The following is a 17,584-nucleotide window of genomic DNA, read 5'->3' on the forward strand; positions in this document are numbered from 1 at the left end:
TCAATTGGTTATATATAACTAAGTTTATGGGTAAATTTCTTTTTATTATTGGTTTTTTATTATGTTTTCAAAGCGACCGTTCAGAATTTTCATGGCAAGAAAGCCATAAATTAAAATGGTCCGATTTTAAAGGTGAGCCAGATATAAATTCTCATGCAGCAGCTGTAACAGCATCTGGCATAACGTTTAGTTACTCTATAGAAAAAAGCAGTATTCGTGGTGTTACAGGTTTTAAAACAAAGGTTTTTGCTCATTTCTATCCAGAACATTCATGGTGTAAAAAAGAGGTTGTAAATAACCATATATTAAATCATGAGCAATTTCATTTTAATATAACCGAATTAAACGTAAGATATTTACGCGAAGATATTTCTAAATTAAAAACATCTGCTACTGTAGCTAAAGATTTAGATAAATTACATAAAGAAGCCAATATAAATTTGTCTAAAATGCAAAATTTGTACGATACAGAAACCAATTACTCTATTAACAAAGAGGAACAAGCAAAGTGGGTGACTTTTGTAAATACAGAATTAAAACGCTTAGAAAAGTTTAAATCCAGATAATGCAACTTCAGCCAGATAAAACCTTCCTTATTAAATTAGCTCATACAAAAATGCCTTTTGGTAAATACGAAGGTCGATATTTAATAGATTTGCCAGAATATTACGTGGTTTGGTACCATAACAAAGGTTTCCCAAAAGGAAAATTAGGCGAAATGCTTGAAACCGTTTATATGCTTAAATTAAATGGTTTAGAAGAATTGGTTAGAAACATACAGCGTAATTTTGATAAACTTTAAAAGTCTGTTTTAGGAATTTCGTCTATCGGTTACGTATATGGAAAGTTGCGTGTTTGTGTGCGAGGATTTTCCGAAGGAAAATCAGAAGCTAGCAAACAAAGCAACTAACATTGGTTAAGCACAAAATAGCAATTTTTTATATACTTTGTTGTAATGCGTTATTTATTTCCTCGTTTAAGTGTTCTTTAAATTTATTAATCAGCTTTTCGTCCTCAGTTTTTATGAAGTTTATTAGGATGACATAACCAATCGGGAAAACAAAGAAAAATGGAAGAGGAATACCTAAATCAAAAGTCAATTCAAAAAACAGTACTAAAACTGGCAGAAAAAGAATAAAAGTCAGCCAATATTTGCTTTTCGTTTTTAAAATTATTGTCGATTCAGAATCATTTATTTCAGCTATTTTTCCCTCAGCAATTATGTCACTTTTTGTATTTGCATAATTAACGTCAAACAGAAGGTTTGAACCAAAAGAAAAATTCAAACTGATTATAAAACTATTTTCAGATAGCCATTTAAAATGAAAATTCTTTCCTTTTGAATCAAGTGTTTTTTTTAATTCCTTAATTCCGAGGTTAACTTGAATTTTTTCGTTTTTAGGTTTTAAATGTTTAAATAAATTCATGCAGTTTTGGTTTCGTCTAATGCATTACAATGTTCCGCCTGATATGAAATCGTTTTAATGTTTTATATCAGACGATAGACGAAGTTATTGTATTTTTTTAACCAAGTCAACTTTATAAAATTTAATTTTTGTGTATGGGAGGTTACGTGTTTAAGTACCTAAATTAGCAAATAAAAAACCGAATAGAAAGTCCGCAAGGATTTTCAGAAGTAGGTGAGAACAAGTAACTAATTATAGTCTTTGTTGGCTGTCAGGCTTTATTTACTTTTACCTTTAAATTCAGTTTCAAGAAATTTTTGTTTCCATTCTCCATTTTCATAAACTCCTACAATGAAGTCGTATGTTTTTTCATCTTTATAAATCCACATTTCCGTAACAAATGTTCCTCCGTAATCATACATGTATTTCAAGTTTTTTTCTTCGCTTTCCACAGTTCCTTCTGTTAGATTGCCAAAAATATCGAACTCCCAAAACCTTATTTTTTTTAATTTTTCGTCATATTGTCTGATTCCGTGATTTCTTAAACCGAATTCAGTTTGTTCTTTATTCGTGAATCCCAAGGATTCAACTATAACTATTTTGTTGTCTAATGAAAATTTCAAACTTATCTCTTGTTTGAATTTGCTTCCATCTCCCCAAGTTCCTTCTGCTTTCCAAGTATAATTTTCCAATGATTTAAATATTGTCAAAGAATTATCTTGTGCCATTAATACAACTGGCATAAGAAAAAGTAGAATGATTAAATTTTTCATAAGGTTCTTTCAATTGTTTCAGCTTGTTGCCAATGTTCTGCCAGATATGAAATCGTTTTAATGTTTTATATCAGACGATAGACGAATTTAGTGTATTTTTTTAATGAAATCATGTCACTGCAATTTAAAACCGCTTTTCAACCAAGCGTTTTGGTTGTAACGATCTATCGGTAATAATTTCAAAATCTATAACACCTAAAACTAATTCTTCTTCGGTAATAACTTCTACTTTCCAAAGGCCTTCTTTTACATTGCTTTTGTAAGTATAACCACGAAAACCATGATCTCTTCCTCCTGTAATATTGTAGCCAATATCTTCAATAGTTTCCCAAGTATTAGTGTTTTTGTTATACCATTTCCACCTGTGTAGTACTTGCTTTTTTAAATCGGTTGGAGCAAAAATAGAAGCAAAAATATAAACTTTATCGTTTGGTTTGTGTATAAACTTTTCTCTGTGTTTTCGCCAGAAAATATACCATTCTTCTGCCTCGTATGTAACAATATATTTATTATTTCTTTTAATAACGCTGTGTGCTACAACACCATTAGATAATGCTAAAGGTACTGGAGGAATAAGGTTTAAAAAGTAAAATGAATTTATAAATATGTAAATAGATATAATAATGCCAACAAGTTTTGCATAGTGTATTTCTAATCTAGTACTTGGGCTTGAGCCATAAATAAATGTTATAAATGCTAAAGTAATACCTAAACTAACAAAGCCAGAGAGAAGAAAAATAGAAGTATTCATTTCTTTTATAAACACTGGAATTATAAAAGAAAAGAATGTAAAACTTATAAAAAAATACACACTAAATTGTAGATACTTATTTGCAATTCGTTTTTTTAAAAACTCATTAGCAAACAGCAATAAAAGCAATAAAATAAAAAACGAAACTGTTTTAGAAACCGAAACACTTCTAAAAAAATAAATAACATATGCGCTAGAAAGGCCACCAAAAAAAAACTGTATAGCTAGTGGTAAATAGAGTTCGTAGCGTCCTAACAATGTGTTTTGCCACTTACCGTCATCTGCTAAATTATACAAGTAAATTGTAACAGTAAGCAAGGTCATGTGTAGGCACAATACTACGGTATCGTAAAGCCTATCTACACGCCCAAGTGTTAAAGTATCGAAAATAAAACCAGCTATAAAAAAAAATATTGGTGCATATTTTTTATGCTCCATTATAAACATTCTAAATTTACTGTCTTTGTATTTGGCAATTATTTTCTTCATAAAAAGTTAAGCGAAGTGTAAATATAAACTAATAAACAAAATGTAAAGGGCAGTTTTTTGCTGTATTAAAATTATTAAGGTTTTAATAATGTTAAAAGAAACTTGTAATGCTTAATTTAATAAAATATATAAAAGTAATCTTTAGCTTTTTCTTAGTTTTGCAGCTTAAAATTTTACAAAATATTACACATGATTACAGTAGATAATTTAGCAGTAGAATTTAGTGGTACAACTTTATTTAGCGATGTTAATTTTGTTATAAACCCTAACGATAAAATTGCACTTATGGGAAAAAACGGTGCCGGAAAATCTACTATGATGAAGATTGTTGCAGGAGTACAAAATGCTACTCGAGGTAAAATAAGTCATCCAAAAGATACTGTAATCGCATACCTTCCGCAGCATTTGTTAACCGAAGATAATTGTACTGTTTTTGAAGAAGCATCTAAAGCATTCGCTCACATTTTTAAAATGAAAAGCGAAATGGACGCATTAAATAAAGCACTTGAAACTAGAACAGATTACGAGAGCGATGAGTACATGTCTATTATAGAAAAGGTAAGTGAGTTAGGTGAGCAATACTATGCTTTAGAAGATGTAAATTACGATGCCGAAGTAGAAAAAGCTTTAAAAGGTTTAGGTTTTAAACAAGAAGATTTTACAAGGTTAACAAACGAGTTTTCTGGAGGTTGGCGTATGCGTATTGAATTAGCTAAAATACTACTTCAAAAACCAGATTTAATTCTTTTAGATGAGCCTACAAACCATATCGATATAGAATCTGTAATTTGGTTAGAAGACTTTTTAGTTAATAAAGCTAATGCGGTTATGGTTATTTCTCACGACCGTGCGTTTATAGATAATATTACAAATCGTACTATAGAAGTTACTATGGGACGTATTTACGATTATAAAGCAAATTATTCTCACTATTTACAATTACGAGAAGATAGAAGAAGCCACCAAATAAAAGCTTACCAAGAACAGCAAAAGTTTATTGCAGATAATATGGCTTTTATAGAACGTTTTAAAGGAACTTACTCTAAAACAAACCAAGTATCTTCTCGAGAGCGAATGCTAGAAAAATTACAAATTATTGAAATTGATGAAGTAGATAATTCTGCATTAAAACTTAAGTTTCCACCAGCACAACGTTCTGGAGATTATCCTGTAATTGTAGAAGGTTTATCTAAAAGCTATGGCGATGTTTCTGTTTTTAAAGATGCTAGTTTTTCTATAGCTAGAGGCGAAAAAGTTTGTTTTGTTGGTAGAAATGGAGAAGGAAAGTCTACAATGATTAAATCTATTTTAGGCGAAATTGAAGTAGAAGGGAAGTGTAGTTTAGGGCATAATGTGCAAGTAGGTTACTTTGCGCAAAATCAAGCCGCTTTATTAGACACAGACTTAACTGTTTTTCAAACTGTGGATGCAGTAGCAAAAGGAGATGTAAGAACTCAAATAAAAAATATCTTAGGTCGTTTTATGTTTAAAGGAGACGATATAGATAAAAAAGTAAGTGTGCTTTCCGGTGGTGAAAAAACAAGGCTAGCAATGGTAAAACTATTATTAGAGCCTGTTAATTTGCTTATTCTGGATGAGCCAACAAACCATTTAGATTTAAGAAGTAAAGATGTTTTAAAGGAAGCGCTTCAAAGTTTTGATGGTACTTTAATTTTAGTATCTCACGATCGTGATTTTTTACAAGGTTTATCTCAAAAAGTATTCGAATTTAAAGATCAACGTGTTATAGAACATTTTGAAACTATCGATGCCTTTTTAGAAAGAAACCGTATTAAAAGTATTAAAGAAATGAATCTTTAAGCTATTATTTTTTTACTTTATCTTTTATCCAATCTACTTGTTTTTTTACTGAAGCTGGTGCATTAAATCTATAGCCAAAATAAAGCTTAGCATAACTTCTATCGCTAATAATATTTGTTTTAGTTTTTGCATTCGATGCTTTAGAATCGAAATTAAAGTTAGCTCCAATAACCATATTTGGCGAAGTATAACCAAAGTATAACCCTAAATTTAAAGCAGTGGTAAATAAGGTGTTTTGCTCATTAAATTTATCTAAATTATAATCTGTAAAACGTAAACCTATACCTGGAGAAATTGCAGGAGTAACAAACCAGTTTTTTTCTATAACCCAAGTGTAATAATAATCTGTAGCCAGAGAAATACTATAAATATTTTGGACTTCTTTTAAACTATCTATACGGTCTGTAATACGTTGGTAGCCATACCGTAAATTTGGGATTAAACTTCCTGCGCTTTTTCGTTGCCATTCTGTATTAAATAAAACATGCTTTAAAGAGAAATTTGGATTTAAAACATAAGATGTTGTACCATTCCAACTTATGGTTTTAAAATGTGGAAATTGTTCTTGAACGTTTTCTAAAATTTCTCCATCTCTATAAAAACCACGAACACGTCTGTATTGAAAACTCTGGATCCATTGCTTTACAAATAAGCGCATTTTAATGTCTTGAAAAGACGTCTTGTAAGGTAGGTTTCTAGCTTTAGGAGAAAAGCCAATACTTAGCCCAAGAAACTCGTAATTAGCAGATAGTGTAAACTTAAAATTATTATTTGCGGTTAAGCTAAAATTCTCCGTATCGTTTTTTTGTATAGAATACGATTCGGTTTGTGTATTTATATTTGCTTTTAATATTATTTTATGTTTAAATGAAGTAATATATGTAGAATCCTTTTCCACTGTTTCTTGGCAAAAACCATTAAAAGTTAACCCAATACAAAAGAAGAGAAAGATATATTTCATTTTAATTATAACAGATTTATAAATTGTTTTACGCCTTTTGTTGCTGTGCTTTCTATAACAGTTAGGTTGCTATTGCTACCAATAGAAGGTTTTGGGTCTATAAAGTATGTTGGTGTATTTTCTGGTACGTAGTGCATTAAACTAGCGGCTGGATACACTTGCATTGAAGTGCCAATAATAAGTAAAATATCTGCTGTATTACATATTTCTATGGCTTTATCAATCATTGGTACAGCTTCACCAAACCAGACAATATGCGGTCTTAATTGGTGGCCATTTTCATCTAAAGTTCCAATATATACATCTTTAGTCCATGGTTTTACAAGCGTTTCATTCTCAACAGAGCGTACTTTTAATAATTCGCCATGTAAATGAATAATGTTGCTGCTACCGGCACGCTCGTGTAAGTCGTCTACATTTTGTGTTATAATAGTTACTTTATAATCCTTTTCTAAGGATGCTAAATCAAAATGAGCTGCATTAGGCTTAACCTGTAAAAGCTGTTTTCTACGTTGGTTATAAAAATCAAGAACTAATTCAGGATTATTTTTAAATCCTTCTGGAGAAGCAACCTCCATAACATTGTGGCCTTCCCATAAACCATTAGCATCACGAAAGGTTTTTAAACCACTTTCGGCACTCATTCCTGCACCAGTTAATACGACAATGTGTTTCATTTAAAATTAAAATTAAAAATATAAAGTTAGTATTATTTATTTTATGGTTGTTAGACTTGCGATTAATCTGTAATTTTGTTTTCGCTATGCATTCAATATAAAAAACCAAATAGAATGAAAACACTTTTTAAATTCCTAATATTATTACCGTTAGTATTAATATCTAGTTGCCGATCAGACGATGCCGAAACCGACCAAGTTTTAGAATTAGCGTCTAAAAGTTATGTGCTTACTATGGTAGATAATTCTGGAATTTCTGGAACAGCCAGAATTATTAGAAACTCGAACTTTACTTTAAGTATAGAGCTAAACCTTAATGGTACAAGTAATAACGATTTTCATTCTGCTTTTTTATATATGGATAATGTAGCTAATAATGGAGAAGAGGTTGCTTTAACTTTAGATACAGTAGTAGGCGAAACAGGAAGAAGCGTTACTGTTTTTACTGCTTTAGATGATGGTACACCAATTTCTTATGATGCATTATTAAATTTCGATGGACATATAGAAGTAAAGTCTAACGATGTAAATTTAAATACGCCAGTTGCAAATGCAGATATAGGGCAAAATGAATTAACGGCAAACCAAATTACTTACACTTTAGAAGAAAGAGATTTAACAGACTGTTTTGGTGATATAACTTTTAAAGAGCGTAAAAATGGCGAAGCATTAGCCGTTTTTAACCTTACAGGAACACCTTCAGGCGGAGAGCATCCAGCATTTATACGTTCTGGAGATATGGCAACAGCTTCAGGAGTTAATATTTTTACTTTTAATTTAATTAATGGTACAACAGGATCTAGTGATACAAATGTAGAAGAGTTAAACGATGGTACTCCTTTTTTATATAATGATGTTTTAACTGTAGATGGTTATATTGATGTAGAATTAAGCACAAGTAATACATTGTTAATTTCTCAAGGAAATATAGGAGCAAATTAAATAAAGAAGATATAGATTTTTTAAAACCTGATGCTGTTGCGTCAGGTTTTTTTATTTTTACAAAATGATTGATATAAAACTTCTAGAACACCTTGAAACTTATCTTACCGAAAGCAGGTTACATCGTTTCCAAAAAGTATTAAATGAAAGAACAAAGCATTTTACTGTAGCTACAGAAGATGTTTACCAATTACATAACACTAGTGCAGTAATGCGCAGTTGCGATGTGTTTGGAATTCAAGAAGTAAATATTATTGAAGAAACTAATAGCAAGAGTATAGATAGAGAGATTGCTATGGGAGCTCAAAAATGGGTAGACTTAAATCGATACCATTCTGTAAAAGATTGTATAAAAGATATAAAGGAAAAGGGATATCAAATTGTAGCAACAACACCGCATACAAATGATTGTGAGTTGTACGATTTTGATGTTACTAAAAAATCTTGTTTCTTTTTTGGAAGAGAAACCGAAGGACTTAGCGATGAGGTTTTAAAAGAAGCAGATGTTTTTTTAAAAATACCAATGGTAGGTTTTACAGAGAGTTTAAACATATCTGTATCTGCAGCTATAACACTTCAACATGCTACATCAAAACTTAAAAAAACCACTGTAGATTGGCAATTAACAGAAGCAGAGAAATTTGAAAAACGATTAGACTGGTGTAAAAAAACAATTAAAAGCCATGACGAAATTGTTAAACGCTATTATGAAGAGCAATAGCGATTTGTAGTTTTATTTTCTAGTTAAGCATATAAGTGAATCTTTATAAAAAAAAACAGCCTAAAAATATTTTTTTAGGCTGTTTTTTTTGTGATTATATAATCTTACTATTTACTTTCTGTCGCGGCTTAATACCTTATATTCCTCGTAACATTGGCTAATAGCATCTAACATTTGTAAATCGTTAGCTCTATTAATAAAATCTTTAGAGTAGTTGCATTGCGATACAATTTCGTCTAAATCTACTTTTGTAAGTTGCAATAATACCATAAGTGTTTCTCTATCGAATCTAGACGCTAAAAGATTTCTAATTTCATCGTCTTTTTTCATTTGTTTAAGTTTCTTTAACTCTGTACCTTTTCTACTAAATGTATTATAAAGAAAATCTAACGGATTAAATATAGAACCTAAAACTTTACTAATTTTACTAGGAGATTTGTTATTTCCTGCTTCGTAACCTGTACTTAATCCAGAAATACTATAACGATAATTAGTGTTTACTTGTACTTGTTTAATGTCTAATTCTAAATAGCCAGTAAGTTGTAACTCGTTAACAACGACTTCTTCTAAGGCAAGTGCCAATTCTGTTAATATAATATCCGAACTTCCAAATTTAAGCCAATCGTTAGTTACACGTACTTTAATAGATTTGTAACCAACATAAGTTAAATGTAAAGTATCGTTTGCTTTAGCCTTAAGTTTAAACTCTCCTTTACTGTTAGTAGATGTTCCAATAACTTGATTAAGGTTTACAATATTAACACTCTCTATAGGATTTCTTGTTTGAGAGTCTATTATCACACCTTCAACAGTATTTTTTGCTACTACAGTTTCTGTTTTATCCTCTTCTTGTGCAAAAGCATAGAAGGAACTAATTATTATAAAAAAAAGAGTTAAAAAGTGCTTCATTGTAAACATATATGCTATAAAAGTACTAAACAAATTTTATTTAGTACTCTTGCAGCTTTTTATTTGACTAAATATTAACACAAAGGTTTAATTTTTATCTTCTAGAACGTCTTGGTCGAGAATGTGTTGTTTTAAATTCACTTTTATCTCTATCGCCACCATCGCTTCTTCTAGAGCGTGATGGTTTATCGTCATTTCTTCTTTTTCTATCACCTCTGTCAGATCCTTCGCTACGTCTGCTGCGTCTGTCGTCATTTCTTCCGCCAGAACGTCTTTCGCTACGTCTTCTATCGCCACCGTTTCCGCCATCGCGTCTTCTTCCGCCACCAGAGCGACCGCGACCACGACCACCACGATTTGGTTTGTCTTCGGTTACTTCAACATTTACAAAGCGACCTTCGTGTTTAAACTCATTAAAATGAGCTAAAACTTTTTCTTCGTGTTCTTTTTCTGTGTTGAAGAAAGAGAATGTATCTTTTGTATCTACTTTAAATAAATCGTCTTTAGTTAAACCTAGTTGTTCCTTTAAAAAGTCTTTTAAAGTCATCCAGTTAAAACCATCTTTTTCTCCTACGTTAATAAAGAAACGTGTTGCGTTACCACTTGAAACACGACCACCATCGCGGTTTGGATCTCCAGCCGATATGTTTAAGTCTTTTGCTTTTTGGTAGTAGTTAAAGAAACGTGTAAACTCTACAGAGAAGAATTTTTTAATTAACTCCTCTTTAGAAGTATCTTCAAACATTGTATTAATGTCTTCTAAATACTTATCTATTTCGTGATTAATTTCTGTATTATGAATTTTATTTGCTAAAGACATTAATTGTACTTCGCAAATTTCCATTCCGTTAGGAATTTCTTTTTTCTCAAATTTCTTATTAATAATACGCTCAATACTTCTAAGTCTGCGTACTTCGCTTTTAGAAACAATTACCATAGAAACACCTGTTTTTCCTGCACGACCAGTACGACCGCTTCGGTGTGTGTATGTTTCTATTTCGTCACTTAATTGGTAGTTAATTACGTGTGTAACATCGTCTACGTCAATACCACGAGCGGCAACATCTGTTGCTACAAGCATTTGTATTTGGCGTGTTCTAAATTGTTTCATTACAATATCACGCTGGTTTTGACTTAAATCACCGTGTAAAGCTCCTGCGCTATAACCATCTTCAATTAATTGCTCGGCAACTTTTTGTGTGTCACGTTTTGTTCTACAAAATATAACCGAAAAAATATCTGGATTAGCATCTGCCAAACGTTTTAAAGCTTGGTAACGATCACGAGCGTTTACTAAATAGTATTCGTGAGTTACGTTAGAGGTACTTTCGTTTTTATGTCCAACCGTAATTTCTTTTGGTTCGTGCATAAAATCTTTAGCTATTCTTGCTACTTCTTTTGGCATAGTTGCAGAAAATAACCATGTACTTTTATCTTTAGGTGTTCCAGAAAGAATATCTGTAATATCTTCTTTAAAACCCATGTTTAGCATCTCATCGGCTTCATCTAAAACCGAATATTGAATTTTAGTAATATCTACTAATTTTCTGCTAATCATATCTTTCATACGACCAGGCGTTGCTACAATAATTTGTGCGCCACGTTTTACTTCGCGTGCTTGGTCTGTAATACTAGAACCACCATAAATAGCTACAACATTTAAACCTTTACAGTATTTACCGTAAGCTTTCATTTCGTTTGCAATTTGTAAACAAAGTTCACGCGTTGGCGATAAAATTAAACCTTGAGTTGTACGACTGTTAACGTCAATTTTTTGAAGCATAGGGAAACCAAAGGCTGCGGTTTTACCTGTTCCCGTTTGTGCTAAAGCGACTAAATCGCCTTCGTCTTGTAATAAAATTGGGATTGCTTTTTCTTGTACTTCAGATGGTGTTTCAAAACCTAAATCTGTAATACCTTGTAATAGGTCATCGTTAAGACCTAATTCTTGGAATGTGCTCATTCTTTTTTATGTATTTCAATGTCAATCTGTTTGGTGTTACAAATAGAAGTGCATTGAACATACTTAACCTAAAACTTCTAGTAACACATCCTCACTCTGAGGAGTCAATTAAACGCCATTTTGCGTTTTCAAGGTGCAAAGGTACGATATATTTTACGATTTGTAACTATCTTATTTTTATTACTTAATATATATATAATTTATTTATTACGCGGAAAGTGTTTTTTTTAAAAAGATTCCGCGTGTTATAATTTTATATTACGCTGAAAGTTGTATATTTACATAGATTCCGCTAAGTATAGTATGAAAATTATAGGTAGAAAAGACGAACGTAAAACCATGCAAGCCATGCAGCGCGATACAAAAGCGCACATGTTGGCTATTATTGGTCGTCGTCGTGTTGGTAAAACATTTTTAATACGCGAAGTATATAAAAACGACAAGGTTTTTGAAATGACTGGTTTAAAAGATGCTAATCTTCACGACCAGTTAATGAATTTTACCATACAAATGAATTTGTATTTTAAAGCTGAAAAACCTTATACAAAGCCCGAAAGTTGGTTAATGGCTTTTAGTGAGTTAAGTGCAGCAGTGAGCAATAGTAGTTTAAAAAAGCCTGTTGTTTTTTTAGATGAGTTGCCATGGATTGCCAGTAAGCGTTCTGGTTTTATGGAAGCTTTGGCACACTGGTGGAATAATTGGGCATCGCAACAAAACATTGTTGTAGTGGTTTGTGGCTCTGCCGCATCATGGATGCTTCAGCATGTGGTAAATGCAAAAGGTGGTTTGCATAATCGAATTACCAAACTTATTACATTAATGCCTTTTACATTACATGAAACCGAAGCCTTTTTAAAGGAAAAAAATATAGTAATGAGTCACTACCAAATCATACAGCTATATTTAGCTTTAGGTGGCATTCCGCATTACTTAGATCAAGTAGAAAAAGGTAAAAGTGCTGCACAAAATATTAACGATTTGTGCTTTAAAAAGGATGGCTTTTTAACTACAGAGTTTAATAACTTGTATCCAGCATTGTTTGATAATGCTGGTAGCCATATAAAAATTGTAAAAGCTTTAGCTAGTAAAGCTAGCGGATTAAACAGACAAAGTATTTTAAAATTAACAAAACTGTCTGATGGTGGTTATTTTACAAACATTTTAAACGAGTTAGAGGCTTCAGGATTTATTTCAACCTTCGAGCCTTTAGAAAAAAGTAAAAAAGACACACTTTTTAGGTTAACCGATGAGTACTCGTTGTTTTATCTCACCTTTATGGTAGGACAAAATAAACTTAATAAAAGCGATTGGTTACGCGTTAGCGAAACGCAACCCTATAAAATTTGGTGTGGTTATGCGTTTGAGAATTTATGTATTAAACATATTGAAAACATTAAAGCGGCTTTAGGTATTTTGGGTGTAGAAACTAAAGTGAATAGTTTTTTGCACAGAAAGGATGCTAACTACCCAAAAGGATTCCAGATTGATATGCTTATTGATAGAAAAGATAATATTATAAACATTTGCGAAATGAAGTTTTATGCCGATGAATTTGCTATAACTAAAGATTATGCACAAAAACTACGTACCAAACGCGAAGGTTTAAAAACGGTTACAAAATCTAAAAAAATGGTACATATTACCTTTATAAGTGCGTACGGTGTTTTAGAGAATACGCATAAAATGGATTTAGTAGAGAATGATTTTACAACTTCAATATTTTTTGATTCATAATTTAAACTATCGTTGTTGTGTATGGTTAGTTGCGTGTTTCAGCAACTAATTTAGTAAACAAAAACGAACGTGAGAAAATTCCGAAGGAATTTTCTAAATAAACAACGACCAAAGCAATTAATTATACACGTTGTTAGGCAACGTTTTTATTCATCAAAGTAATAAAAGCAGAGGAATTCAATATTGTTGTCAATATTTTCATTCTGACTTAAATATACTCTAAATTCAAAATCACAAGTTGATTCAGCGTCAATATTCAGACAAGAAGTCGAAGAAGCAATATTAGAAGTCGAATAAGTAATTATTTCTCCATTTTCTCTAAATACGAAACTTGGTTTTCCTGAAACTGATTCAAGATTATCATTCGTAATTGTTGCTGATATTAAATATCCTTTTTCATCAGGTTCGTTAAAAGTTTGAATCAGAAAATCCGATTGAGTTACTCCGTTAACTCCAGGAAAAGGATTCAAGTCACAAGGATTACTCGAATTATTGTCATCATCGTTTCCACAACTCAATAGAGTTAAGATTATTAAACTACTAAAAAAAGTTTTCAATTTCATAAGTGCGTAATTTTGGGTCAAATGTTGCCTAATGGTTTTGTGTATGGCTCGTAGCGTTCAAATTATAAATTATTTTCGGATTAAGCACGAGCCGAATTTTTAAATTTTACTATTTATCTTTTTATTGGAAATTATCAAATTTAAAAATTTGGTGACTTTCCAAATATGCCCAAACCTTAGTGTTAGCAATAACTTGCGCTATTTTTTATATACATTGTTGCCATTAGTTTTTTTTCGCAATCTTTTCATCATTCCAATAGATTTCATTAAACGTCTTTAAAAATTTAATTGTGTTCTTAAAATCTGCTCTGTTAACCAAAATATCCATTTCGGGTGCGGAAAGAACAAATATACTTAAATGTTCAACCTTGTCTTCTTCATCGTAATCTAAATAATCGAGTAGAAAACAAACAAACTTGTCCGCTCCCAATTTTTCATTTTTAGTAAGCCAATTTCTCAATTCAAGTTTTGATGTTTTAATTTTGTCATATTCTTTCATTTGCTGTCCAAAATATTCCTCGAACTTATAAAAATTAGATAATTTGTCTAACGCATTAAACAGGTCTAAAAACTTATTATTTTGATTTGGTTTTAGAGTTGGCGGTAGCCTCAATACAGTTCCGTCATTATCTAGAAAGATATGTTTTGCACTTTCTATTTTATCAACATTTTTAAATTCTTTCTCATATTTTAAAAGCCACCATTCAATTCTATTCATTGAAAGGGTTTTATTTTCGGCAGTAAAAATATCTTCTAAATAGTTCAATCTAATAGAAATTTTAAATGTTCATTCAAATCATATTTCTTTAAAAAATCTAAAGTCAACTCATTGTTTTTATTAAATTTCACAGATTCCTTATTTCCTGCTCGTGGAATGGAATCATTATAATCACGTTCTGATTTGTGTATTTTTTCTGGAAGAATACCTTTTATATAATCATCTGTTACTGCAATGCCATTGTGAAATAAAACATAATCTGTAAAATCATAATAATAATCTGTTCTTCTTGTACTTGAGGTGCTAATTGTTTTAAAAACAAAGACTTTAAAATTTTTGATAAAATCTTTATCATTCGCAAATGATTGAAAAAAATTAGTCGACTCTTGTTGAATTCTTATTGTCTTATTTAAATCTTCTTTTTTAATAGAATTATCAAACAAATGATTGTTAACGACATCTTTAAAATTGATGTAAAATTCCCAAAAATTTATTGGTGATTTTTTATAGTAGTTTAGTATTTTATCGTAAAAATTAAATCCATCAGTATTATATAAATATGACACAATTTCGTTTATGAAATCTTTTTTGTTTGCTGTTTTACCTAAAACCCAATCTGTTCCTATGGGATAACTTCCTTCGGGATATCTTTCTCCCATTTTTAACAAACCATTTTCCGTTCGGATTGTAATCTTAAAATTTGATTCTGCAATTCCAAAATCATTTAACAGATAACTTACAGGATTATTTTCTAAATTATTTTTTGAAATTTCGAGGTCAAGCCATTCTATTAAATCATTCATTTTCGCTTTTTCTTAAATTAATGGCAACGTGTTTGTATGTGGTTTGTTGCGTGTTTAAGCACTAAAGTTAGCAAATAAATCACAGATAGAAAGTCCGCGAGGACTTTCGTAAGTAGGTGAGTACTAGCAATGAATTATACACATTGTTGTGTGTAGTTTTTATTTCTATCTTTTTATTAAATTCTAATTCCGCTTTCTCTCCTGTCAATTTCACAGGCTTTTTTTTTATAAAGTTTACATATCACTATATGAAAATTCCTCGCATATTTTTCGATATGGAATTGTTTTTATAAAATCATTAATTGCTTTTTCAATTGGGAAAGCATAGTTTCCTTGAAACCATACTAGTCCCAATCCAGAATAATCCATTTCCTCATTTTTGAAAGCAGAATGACATTTTAATTCGGCTAAACAGGTTATTTCGGGTAAACTTTCCGTATTTCCAAATGGATAATTTCCTTCGTATTCAATTGGTGTTAATATAGGTTCAATTAAGTGGATGTTTTGTAAATTAAATAATTCCTTTGCATCACTTATCGTTCTTTCCAATATTATTTTATTAAGTTTTGAATTGGGTATTCCTTCTAACAAATTACGATAGGTATGATATTGTTTAATTTCTACAATAATCACTTCTAAATCTCTATCTATTATTACTCGTTTATTATTCAATCGTAGTTTTTTGGTTTAATTACACACAACGTGTGGACTGATATGAAAACGTTTTAATGTTTTATATCAAACGATAGTTTAAATTACGAAGTTAGTTTATTTTTTATAAATAGTTAATTGCTTTTTGCATAAGTACTTATAGTATTTTAGCAAATATAAACAGAATAGAAAATCTGCGAGGATTATTGTAGGTAGGCTAGAACTAGGAATAATTATATATGGTGTTGTAAACAGGCTTTTATTCTATTGTTCCATTAAAAATTTTAGACTCACTATATACTGTGATTCCAAAAAGATTCCATTTTAAAATTCCGTTAACAACAAATTCTGCTTTTTCATTCGGATATATGTTATTTGTGTCAATTGAATTAAATTCCCACACATAACCGCTCACAAGTCCAGTCAAAAAACTGTTACTCTCAATTGGAATATATTTATTTTGTTCTATGGAATATTTTACAAGCATATTTATATCAAAAGTCCAATTATCTTCTAATTTTACTTGTTTTATTTCAGAGTCGATTTTTCTGTTATAATCTTCAGTTATTGAAATTCGGTTTGAATTTTTCTCAGAATCAGAAGCTGAAATTATTTGAACAATTCCGATTACCATTATAGAGATTGAGACAACTTTAAATTGTGGTTTAAATATTTTCTTTCCTTTTGCGATAAATCCAACAATTAGATAAAGAAAGTAAATAACTATTATTCCGTTTATTATTGACCAAATTAAATGTATCATAGTTTTCGTTTTTCAGCTTGTTTACAACGGTTTTGTATAAGATTAGTGGCGTGTTTAAGCACCTAATTTAGCAAATACAACCCGAATAGAAAATCTGCGAGGATTTTTGTAAGTAGGCTAGAACTAGCAATAAATTATATACGTTGTTGGGCAACGTTATTTTTTATTCCAAACTATCATTATTCCTTCTGTGAAACTATATCCATAGCCATAACCAGAATAAGAATCAGCATTATAGTCGTAATGTGCTGATTGTATTCCTTCAATTTGTTTTATTGACCAACCTTTTCTGTTTTCGCTTTCAATTATACTATTAAGTTCGTCCATATCCTGAATTTCAATTCTGTCGTGTGGAATTTGACTTTCAACCTGTTGTTTGAGCTCTTTATGTTTTTTATAGTAATAATTAAATCCATTTTGTTTAATCAATTCATTCAATTCGCTTATTTGGAATTTTTCATTTATTTGTTTAAAGAATTCTTTTACAATAGGTTGATGATTTTCTGTTGGCTCTTGAATACAACCATTTGAGTCAATAATTTCTTTTATCAAGTTTTTATACTCATAATTCAGGTTCTTTTCAAATGTTTTTCTTTCGTGTTTAAAATCGCTAATAATCTCTAATTCTTTACTAGTGAGTTCTTTGAGATCCATTTCTTGATATTCAGATAAGTTTTTTCTGTATCTTTTGAAATCGTTTTTCTCTTTTATTTCTTCATTTTTTATAGTGTTACTAAAGGATATTCTTGAATTAGAAAATCTGAAAAATGTTATTTTATTATCCATTTATTTTTTCCGTATCGGTTTTGTTAATGTTGCACAACGTGTTTGTATATGGTTTGTTGCGGAAAATCAGTTATGATTTTCCGCCGTAACTGAGAGATAGCAAATTGCAATGAATTCCGATTAAGGAATTCAGCCGCAATGAGCTATACACGT

At 30.6% G+C, this 17,584-nt stretch carries 19 protein-coding genes; 6 read left to right on the top strand and 13 right to left on the bottom strand.

The window, feature by feature from the left end; translation table 11 throughout:
- Positions 1-26 precede the first annotated feature (26 nt).
- Positions 27-566, top strand: a complete 540-nt coding sequence (locus tag BWR22_RS06110; RefSeq protein WP_076732628.1) for a hypothetical protein — start codon at positions 27-29, stop codon at positions 564-566.
- Positions 566-802 carry a DUF3820 family protein gene (locus tag BWR22_RS06115; protein ID WP_076732631.1) on the top strand — a complete coding sequence of 79 codons (237 nt, stop codon included), beginning with the start codon at positions 566-568 and terminating at the stop codon, positions 800-802. Before BWR22_RS06110 ends, BWR22_RS06115 begins: the two co-directional genes overlap by 1 nt.
- A 136-nt stretch (positions 803-938) precedes the next feature.
- On the opposite strand, the gene BWR22_RS06120 is transcribed toward BWR22_RS06115, so the two are convergent.
- The 3 genes from BWR22_RS06120 to BWR22_RS06130 all read right to left on the bottom strand — a co-directional run bounded on the left by BWR22_RS06120 (position 939) and on the right by BWR22_RS06130 (position 3,419).
- On the bottom strand, positions 939-1,427 hold the full coding sequence (locus BWR22_RS06120) for a hypothetical protein (protein ID WP_076732634.1): 489 nt from the start codon (positions 1,425-1,427) through the stop codon (positions 939-941).
- Positions 1,428-1,684: 257 nt separating this feature from the next.
- The gene (locus tag BWR22_RS06125) at positions 1,685-2,179 is read right to left on the bottom strand and encodes a hypothetical protein (RefSeq protein WP_156875578.1); all 495 of its coding nucleotides are present in this window, start codon (positions 2,177-2,179) and stop codon (positions 1,685-1,687) included.
- 124 nt (positions 2,180-2,303) lie between these two features.
- Complete coding sequence (locus BWR22_RS06130) at positions 2,304-3,419, bottom strand: DUF2914 domain-containing protein (protein WP_076732639.1); 1,116 nt, start codon at positions 3,417-3,419, stop codon at positions 2,304-2,306.
- 189 nt (positions 3,420-3,608) lie between these two features.
- Between BWR22_RS06130 and BWR22_RS06135 the strand changes: the two genes are divergently transcribed.
- Complete coding sequence (locus tag BWR22_RS06135) at positions 3,609-5,240, top strand: ABC-F family ATP-binding cassette domain-containing protein (RefSeq protein WP_076732641.1); 1,632 nt, start codon at positions 3,609-3,611, stop codon at positions 5,238-5,240.
- A 4-nt stretch (positions 5,241-5,244) separates the two neighbouring features.
- Here the strand turns inward: BWR22_RS06135 and BWR22_RS06140 are convergent, their stop codons facing one another.
- Positions 5,245-6,201, bottom strand: coding sequence for a DUF4421 family protein (locus tag BWR22_RS06140; RefSeq protein ID WP_076732644.1), 957 nt, complete (start codon positions 6,199-6,201; stop codon positions 5,245-5,247).
- Positions 6,202-6,206: 5 nt separating this feature from the next.
- On the bottom strand, positions 6,207-6,878 hold the full coding sequence (locus tag BWR22_RS06145; protein WP_076732647.1) for an SIR2 family NAD-dependent protein deacylase: 672 nt from the start codon (positions 6,876-6,878) through the stop codon (positions 6,207-6,209).
- Between the two features lie 114 nt (positions 6,879-6,992).
- On the opposite strand from BWR22_RS06145, the gene BWR22_RS06150 reads away from it, so the two are divergent.
- Both BWR22_RS06150 and BWR22_RS06155 read left to right on the top strand, forming a co-directional pair.
- Positions 6,993-7,820 (top strand): hypothetical protein, encoded by an 828-nt coding sequence (locus tag BWR22_RS06150; protein ID WP_076732649.1) that lies wholly within the window; start codon positions 6,993-6,995, stop codon positions 7,818-7,820.
- Positions 7,821-7,884: 64 nt separating this feature from the next.
- Positions 7,885-8,541 (top strand): TrmH family RNA methyltransferase, encoded by a 657-nt coding sequence (locus BWR22_RS06155; protein ID WP_076732652.1) that lies wholly within the window; start codon positions 7,885-7,887, stop codon positions 8,539-8,541.
- 111 nt (positions 8,542-8,652) lie between these two features.
- On the opposite strand, the gene BWR22_RS06160 is transcribed toward BWR22_RS06155, so the two are convergent.
- Both BWR22_RS06160 and BWR22_RS06165 read right to left on the bottom strand, forming a co-directional pair.
- On the bottom strand, positions 8,653-9,450 hold the full coding sequence (locus BWR22_RS06160) for a carboxypeptidase-like regulatory domain-containing protein (protein WP_076734383.1): 798 nt from the start codon (positions 9,448-9,450) through the stop codon (positions 8,653-8,655).
- Between the two features lie 94 nt (positions 9,451-9,544).
- Entirely contained in the window at positions 9,545-11,413 is a 1,869-nt protein-coding gene (locus tag BWR22_RS06165) for a DEAD/DEAH box helicase (protein ID WP_076732655.1), read from the bottom strand.
- A 303-nt stretch (positions 11,414-11,716) separates the two neighbouring features.
- Here BWR22_RS06165 and BWR22_RS06170 point away from each other — a divergent pair, with 303 nt between their 5' ends.
- Complete coding sequence (locus tag BWR22_RS06170; RefSeq protein ID WP_076732658.1) at positions 11,717-13,147, top strand: AAA family ATPase; 1,431 nt, start codon at positions 11,717-11,719, stop codon at positions 13,145-13,147.
- 146 nt (positions 13,148-13,293) lie between these two features.
- Here the strand turns inward: BWR22_RS06170 and BWR22_RS06175 are convergent, their stop codons facing one another.
- The 6 genes from BWR22_RS06175 to BWR22_RS06200 form a co-directional block, all read right to left on the bottom strand.
- Complete coding sequence (locus BWR22_RS06175) at positions 13,294-13,710, bottom strand: hypothetical protein (protein ID WP_076732660.1); 417 nt, start codon at positions 13,708-13,710, stop codon at positions 13,294-13,296.
- A gap of 223 nt (positions 13,711-13,933) precedes the next feature.
- Positions 13,934-14,428 (bottom strand): hypothetical protein, encoded by a 495-nt coding sequence (locus tag BWR22_RS06180; RefSeq protein ID WP_156875579.1) that lies wholly within the window; start codon positions 14,426-14,428, stop codon positions 13,934-13,936.
- 44 nt (positions 14,429-14,472) lie between these two features.
- Positions 14,473-15,231 (bottom strand): hypothetical protein, encoded by a 759-nt coding sequence (locus BWR22_RS06185; protein WP_076732665.1) that lies wholly within the window; start codon positions 15,229-15,231, stop codon positions 14,473-14,475.
- Positions 15,232-15,465: 234 nt separating this feature from the next.
- Complete coding sequence (locus tag BWR22_RS06190) at positions 15,466-15,780, bottom strand: hypothetical protein (protein WP_156875580.1); 315 nt, start codon at positions 15,778-15,780, stop codon at positions 15,466-15,468.
- Between the two features lie 361 nt (positions 15,781-16,141).
- On the bottom strand, positions 16,142-16,645 hold the full coding sequence (locus BWR22_RS06195; protein WP_076732670.1) for a hypothetical protein: 504 nt from the start codon (positions 16,643-16,645) through the stop codon (positions 16,142-16,144).
- Positions 16,646-16,801: 156 nt separating this feature from the next.
- Positions 16,802-17,431, bottom strand: coding sequence for a hypothetical protein (locus tag BWR22_RS06200; RefSeq protein ID WP_076732673.1), 630 nt, complete (start codon positions 17,429-17,431; stop codon positions 16,802-16,804).
- Positions 17,432-17,584: the final 153 nt, after the last annotated feature.

The sequence above is a fragment of the Lacinutrix venerupis genome (genome assembly GCF_001971745.1).
Classification (GTDB): domain Bacteria; phylum Bacteroidota; class Bacteroidia; order Flavobacteriales; family Flavobacteriaceae; genus Lacinutrix; species Lacinutrix venerupis.

Bases quoted from the DNA above. Each gene is read 5' to 3' on its own strand.
- BWR22_RS06140 (WP_076732644.1), bottom strand. From the start codon at position 6,201: ATGAAATATATCTTTCTCTTCTTTTGTATTGGGTTAACTTTTAATGGT.
- BWR22_RS06195 (WP_076732670.1), bottom strand. From the start codon at position 16,645: ATGATACATTTAATTTGGTCAATAATAAACGGAATAATAGTTATTTAC.
- BWR22_RS06160 (WP_076734383.1), bottom strand. From the start codon at position 9,450: ATGAAGCACTTTTTAACTCTTTTTTTTATAATAATTAGTTCCTTCTAT.
- BWR22_RS06150 (WP_076732649.1), top strand. From the start codon at position 6,993: ATGAAAACACTTTTTAAATTCCTAATATTATTACCGTTAGTATTAATA.
- BWR22_RS06120 (WP_076732634.1), bottom strand. From the start codon at position 1,427: ATGAATTTATTTAAACATTTAAAACCTAAAAACGAAAAAATTCAAGTT.
- BWR22_RS06145 (WP_076732647.1), bottom strand. From the start codon at position 6,878: ATGAAACACATTGTCGTATTAACTGGTGCAGGAATGAGTGCCGAAAGT.
- BWR22_RS06110 (WP_076732628.1), top strand. From the start codon at position 27: ATGGGTAAATTTCTTTTTATTATTGGTTTTTTATTATGTTTTCAAAGC.
- BWR22_RS06175 (WP_076732660.1), bottom strand. From the start codon at position 13,710: ATGAAATTGAAAACTTTTTTTAGTAGTTTAATAATCTTAACTCTATTG.
- BWR22_RS06155 (WP_076732652.1), top strand. From the start codon at position 7,885: ATGATTGATATAAAACTTCTAGAACACCTTGAAACTTATCTTACCGAA.
- BWR22_RS06185 (WP_076732665.1), bottom strand. From the start codon at position 15,231: ATGAATGATTTAATAGAATGGCTTGACCTCGAAATTTCAAAAAATAAT.
- BWR22_RS06180 (WP_156875579.1), bottom strand. From the start codon at position 14,428: ATGAATAGAATTGAATGGTGGCTTTTAAAATATGAGAAAGAATTTAAA.
- BWR22_RS06125 (WP_156875578.1), bottom strand. From the start codon at position 2,179: ATGAAAAATTTAATCATTCTACTTTTTCTTATGCCAGTTGTATTAATG.
- BWR22_RS06135 (WP_076732641.1), top strand. From the start codon at position 3,609: ATGATTACAGTAGATAATTTAGCAGTAGAATTTAGTGGTACAACTTTA.
- BWR22_RS06115 (WP_076732631.1), top strand. From the start codon at position 566: ATGCAACTTCAGCCAGATAAAACCTTCCTTATTAAATTAGCTCATACA.
- BWR22_RS06165 (WP_076732655.1), bottom strand. From the start codon at position 11,413: ATGAGCACATTCCAAGAATTAGGTCTTAACGATGACCTATTACAAGGT.
- BWR22_RS06130 (WP_076732639.1), bottom strand. From the start codon at position 3,419: ATGAAGAAAATAATTGCCAAATACAAAGACAGTAAATTTAGAATGTTT.
- BWR22_RS06200 (WP_076732673.1), bottom strand. From the start codon at position 17,431: ATGGATAATAAAATAACATTTTTCAGATTTTCTAATTCAAGAATATCC.
- BWR22_RS06170 (WP_076732658.1), top strand. From the start codon at position 11,717: ATGAAAATTATAGGTAGAAAAGACGAACGTAAAACCATGCAAGCCATG.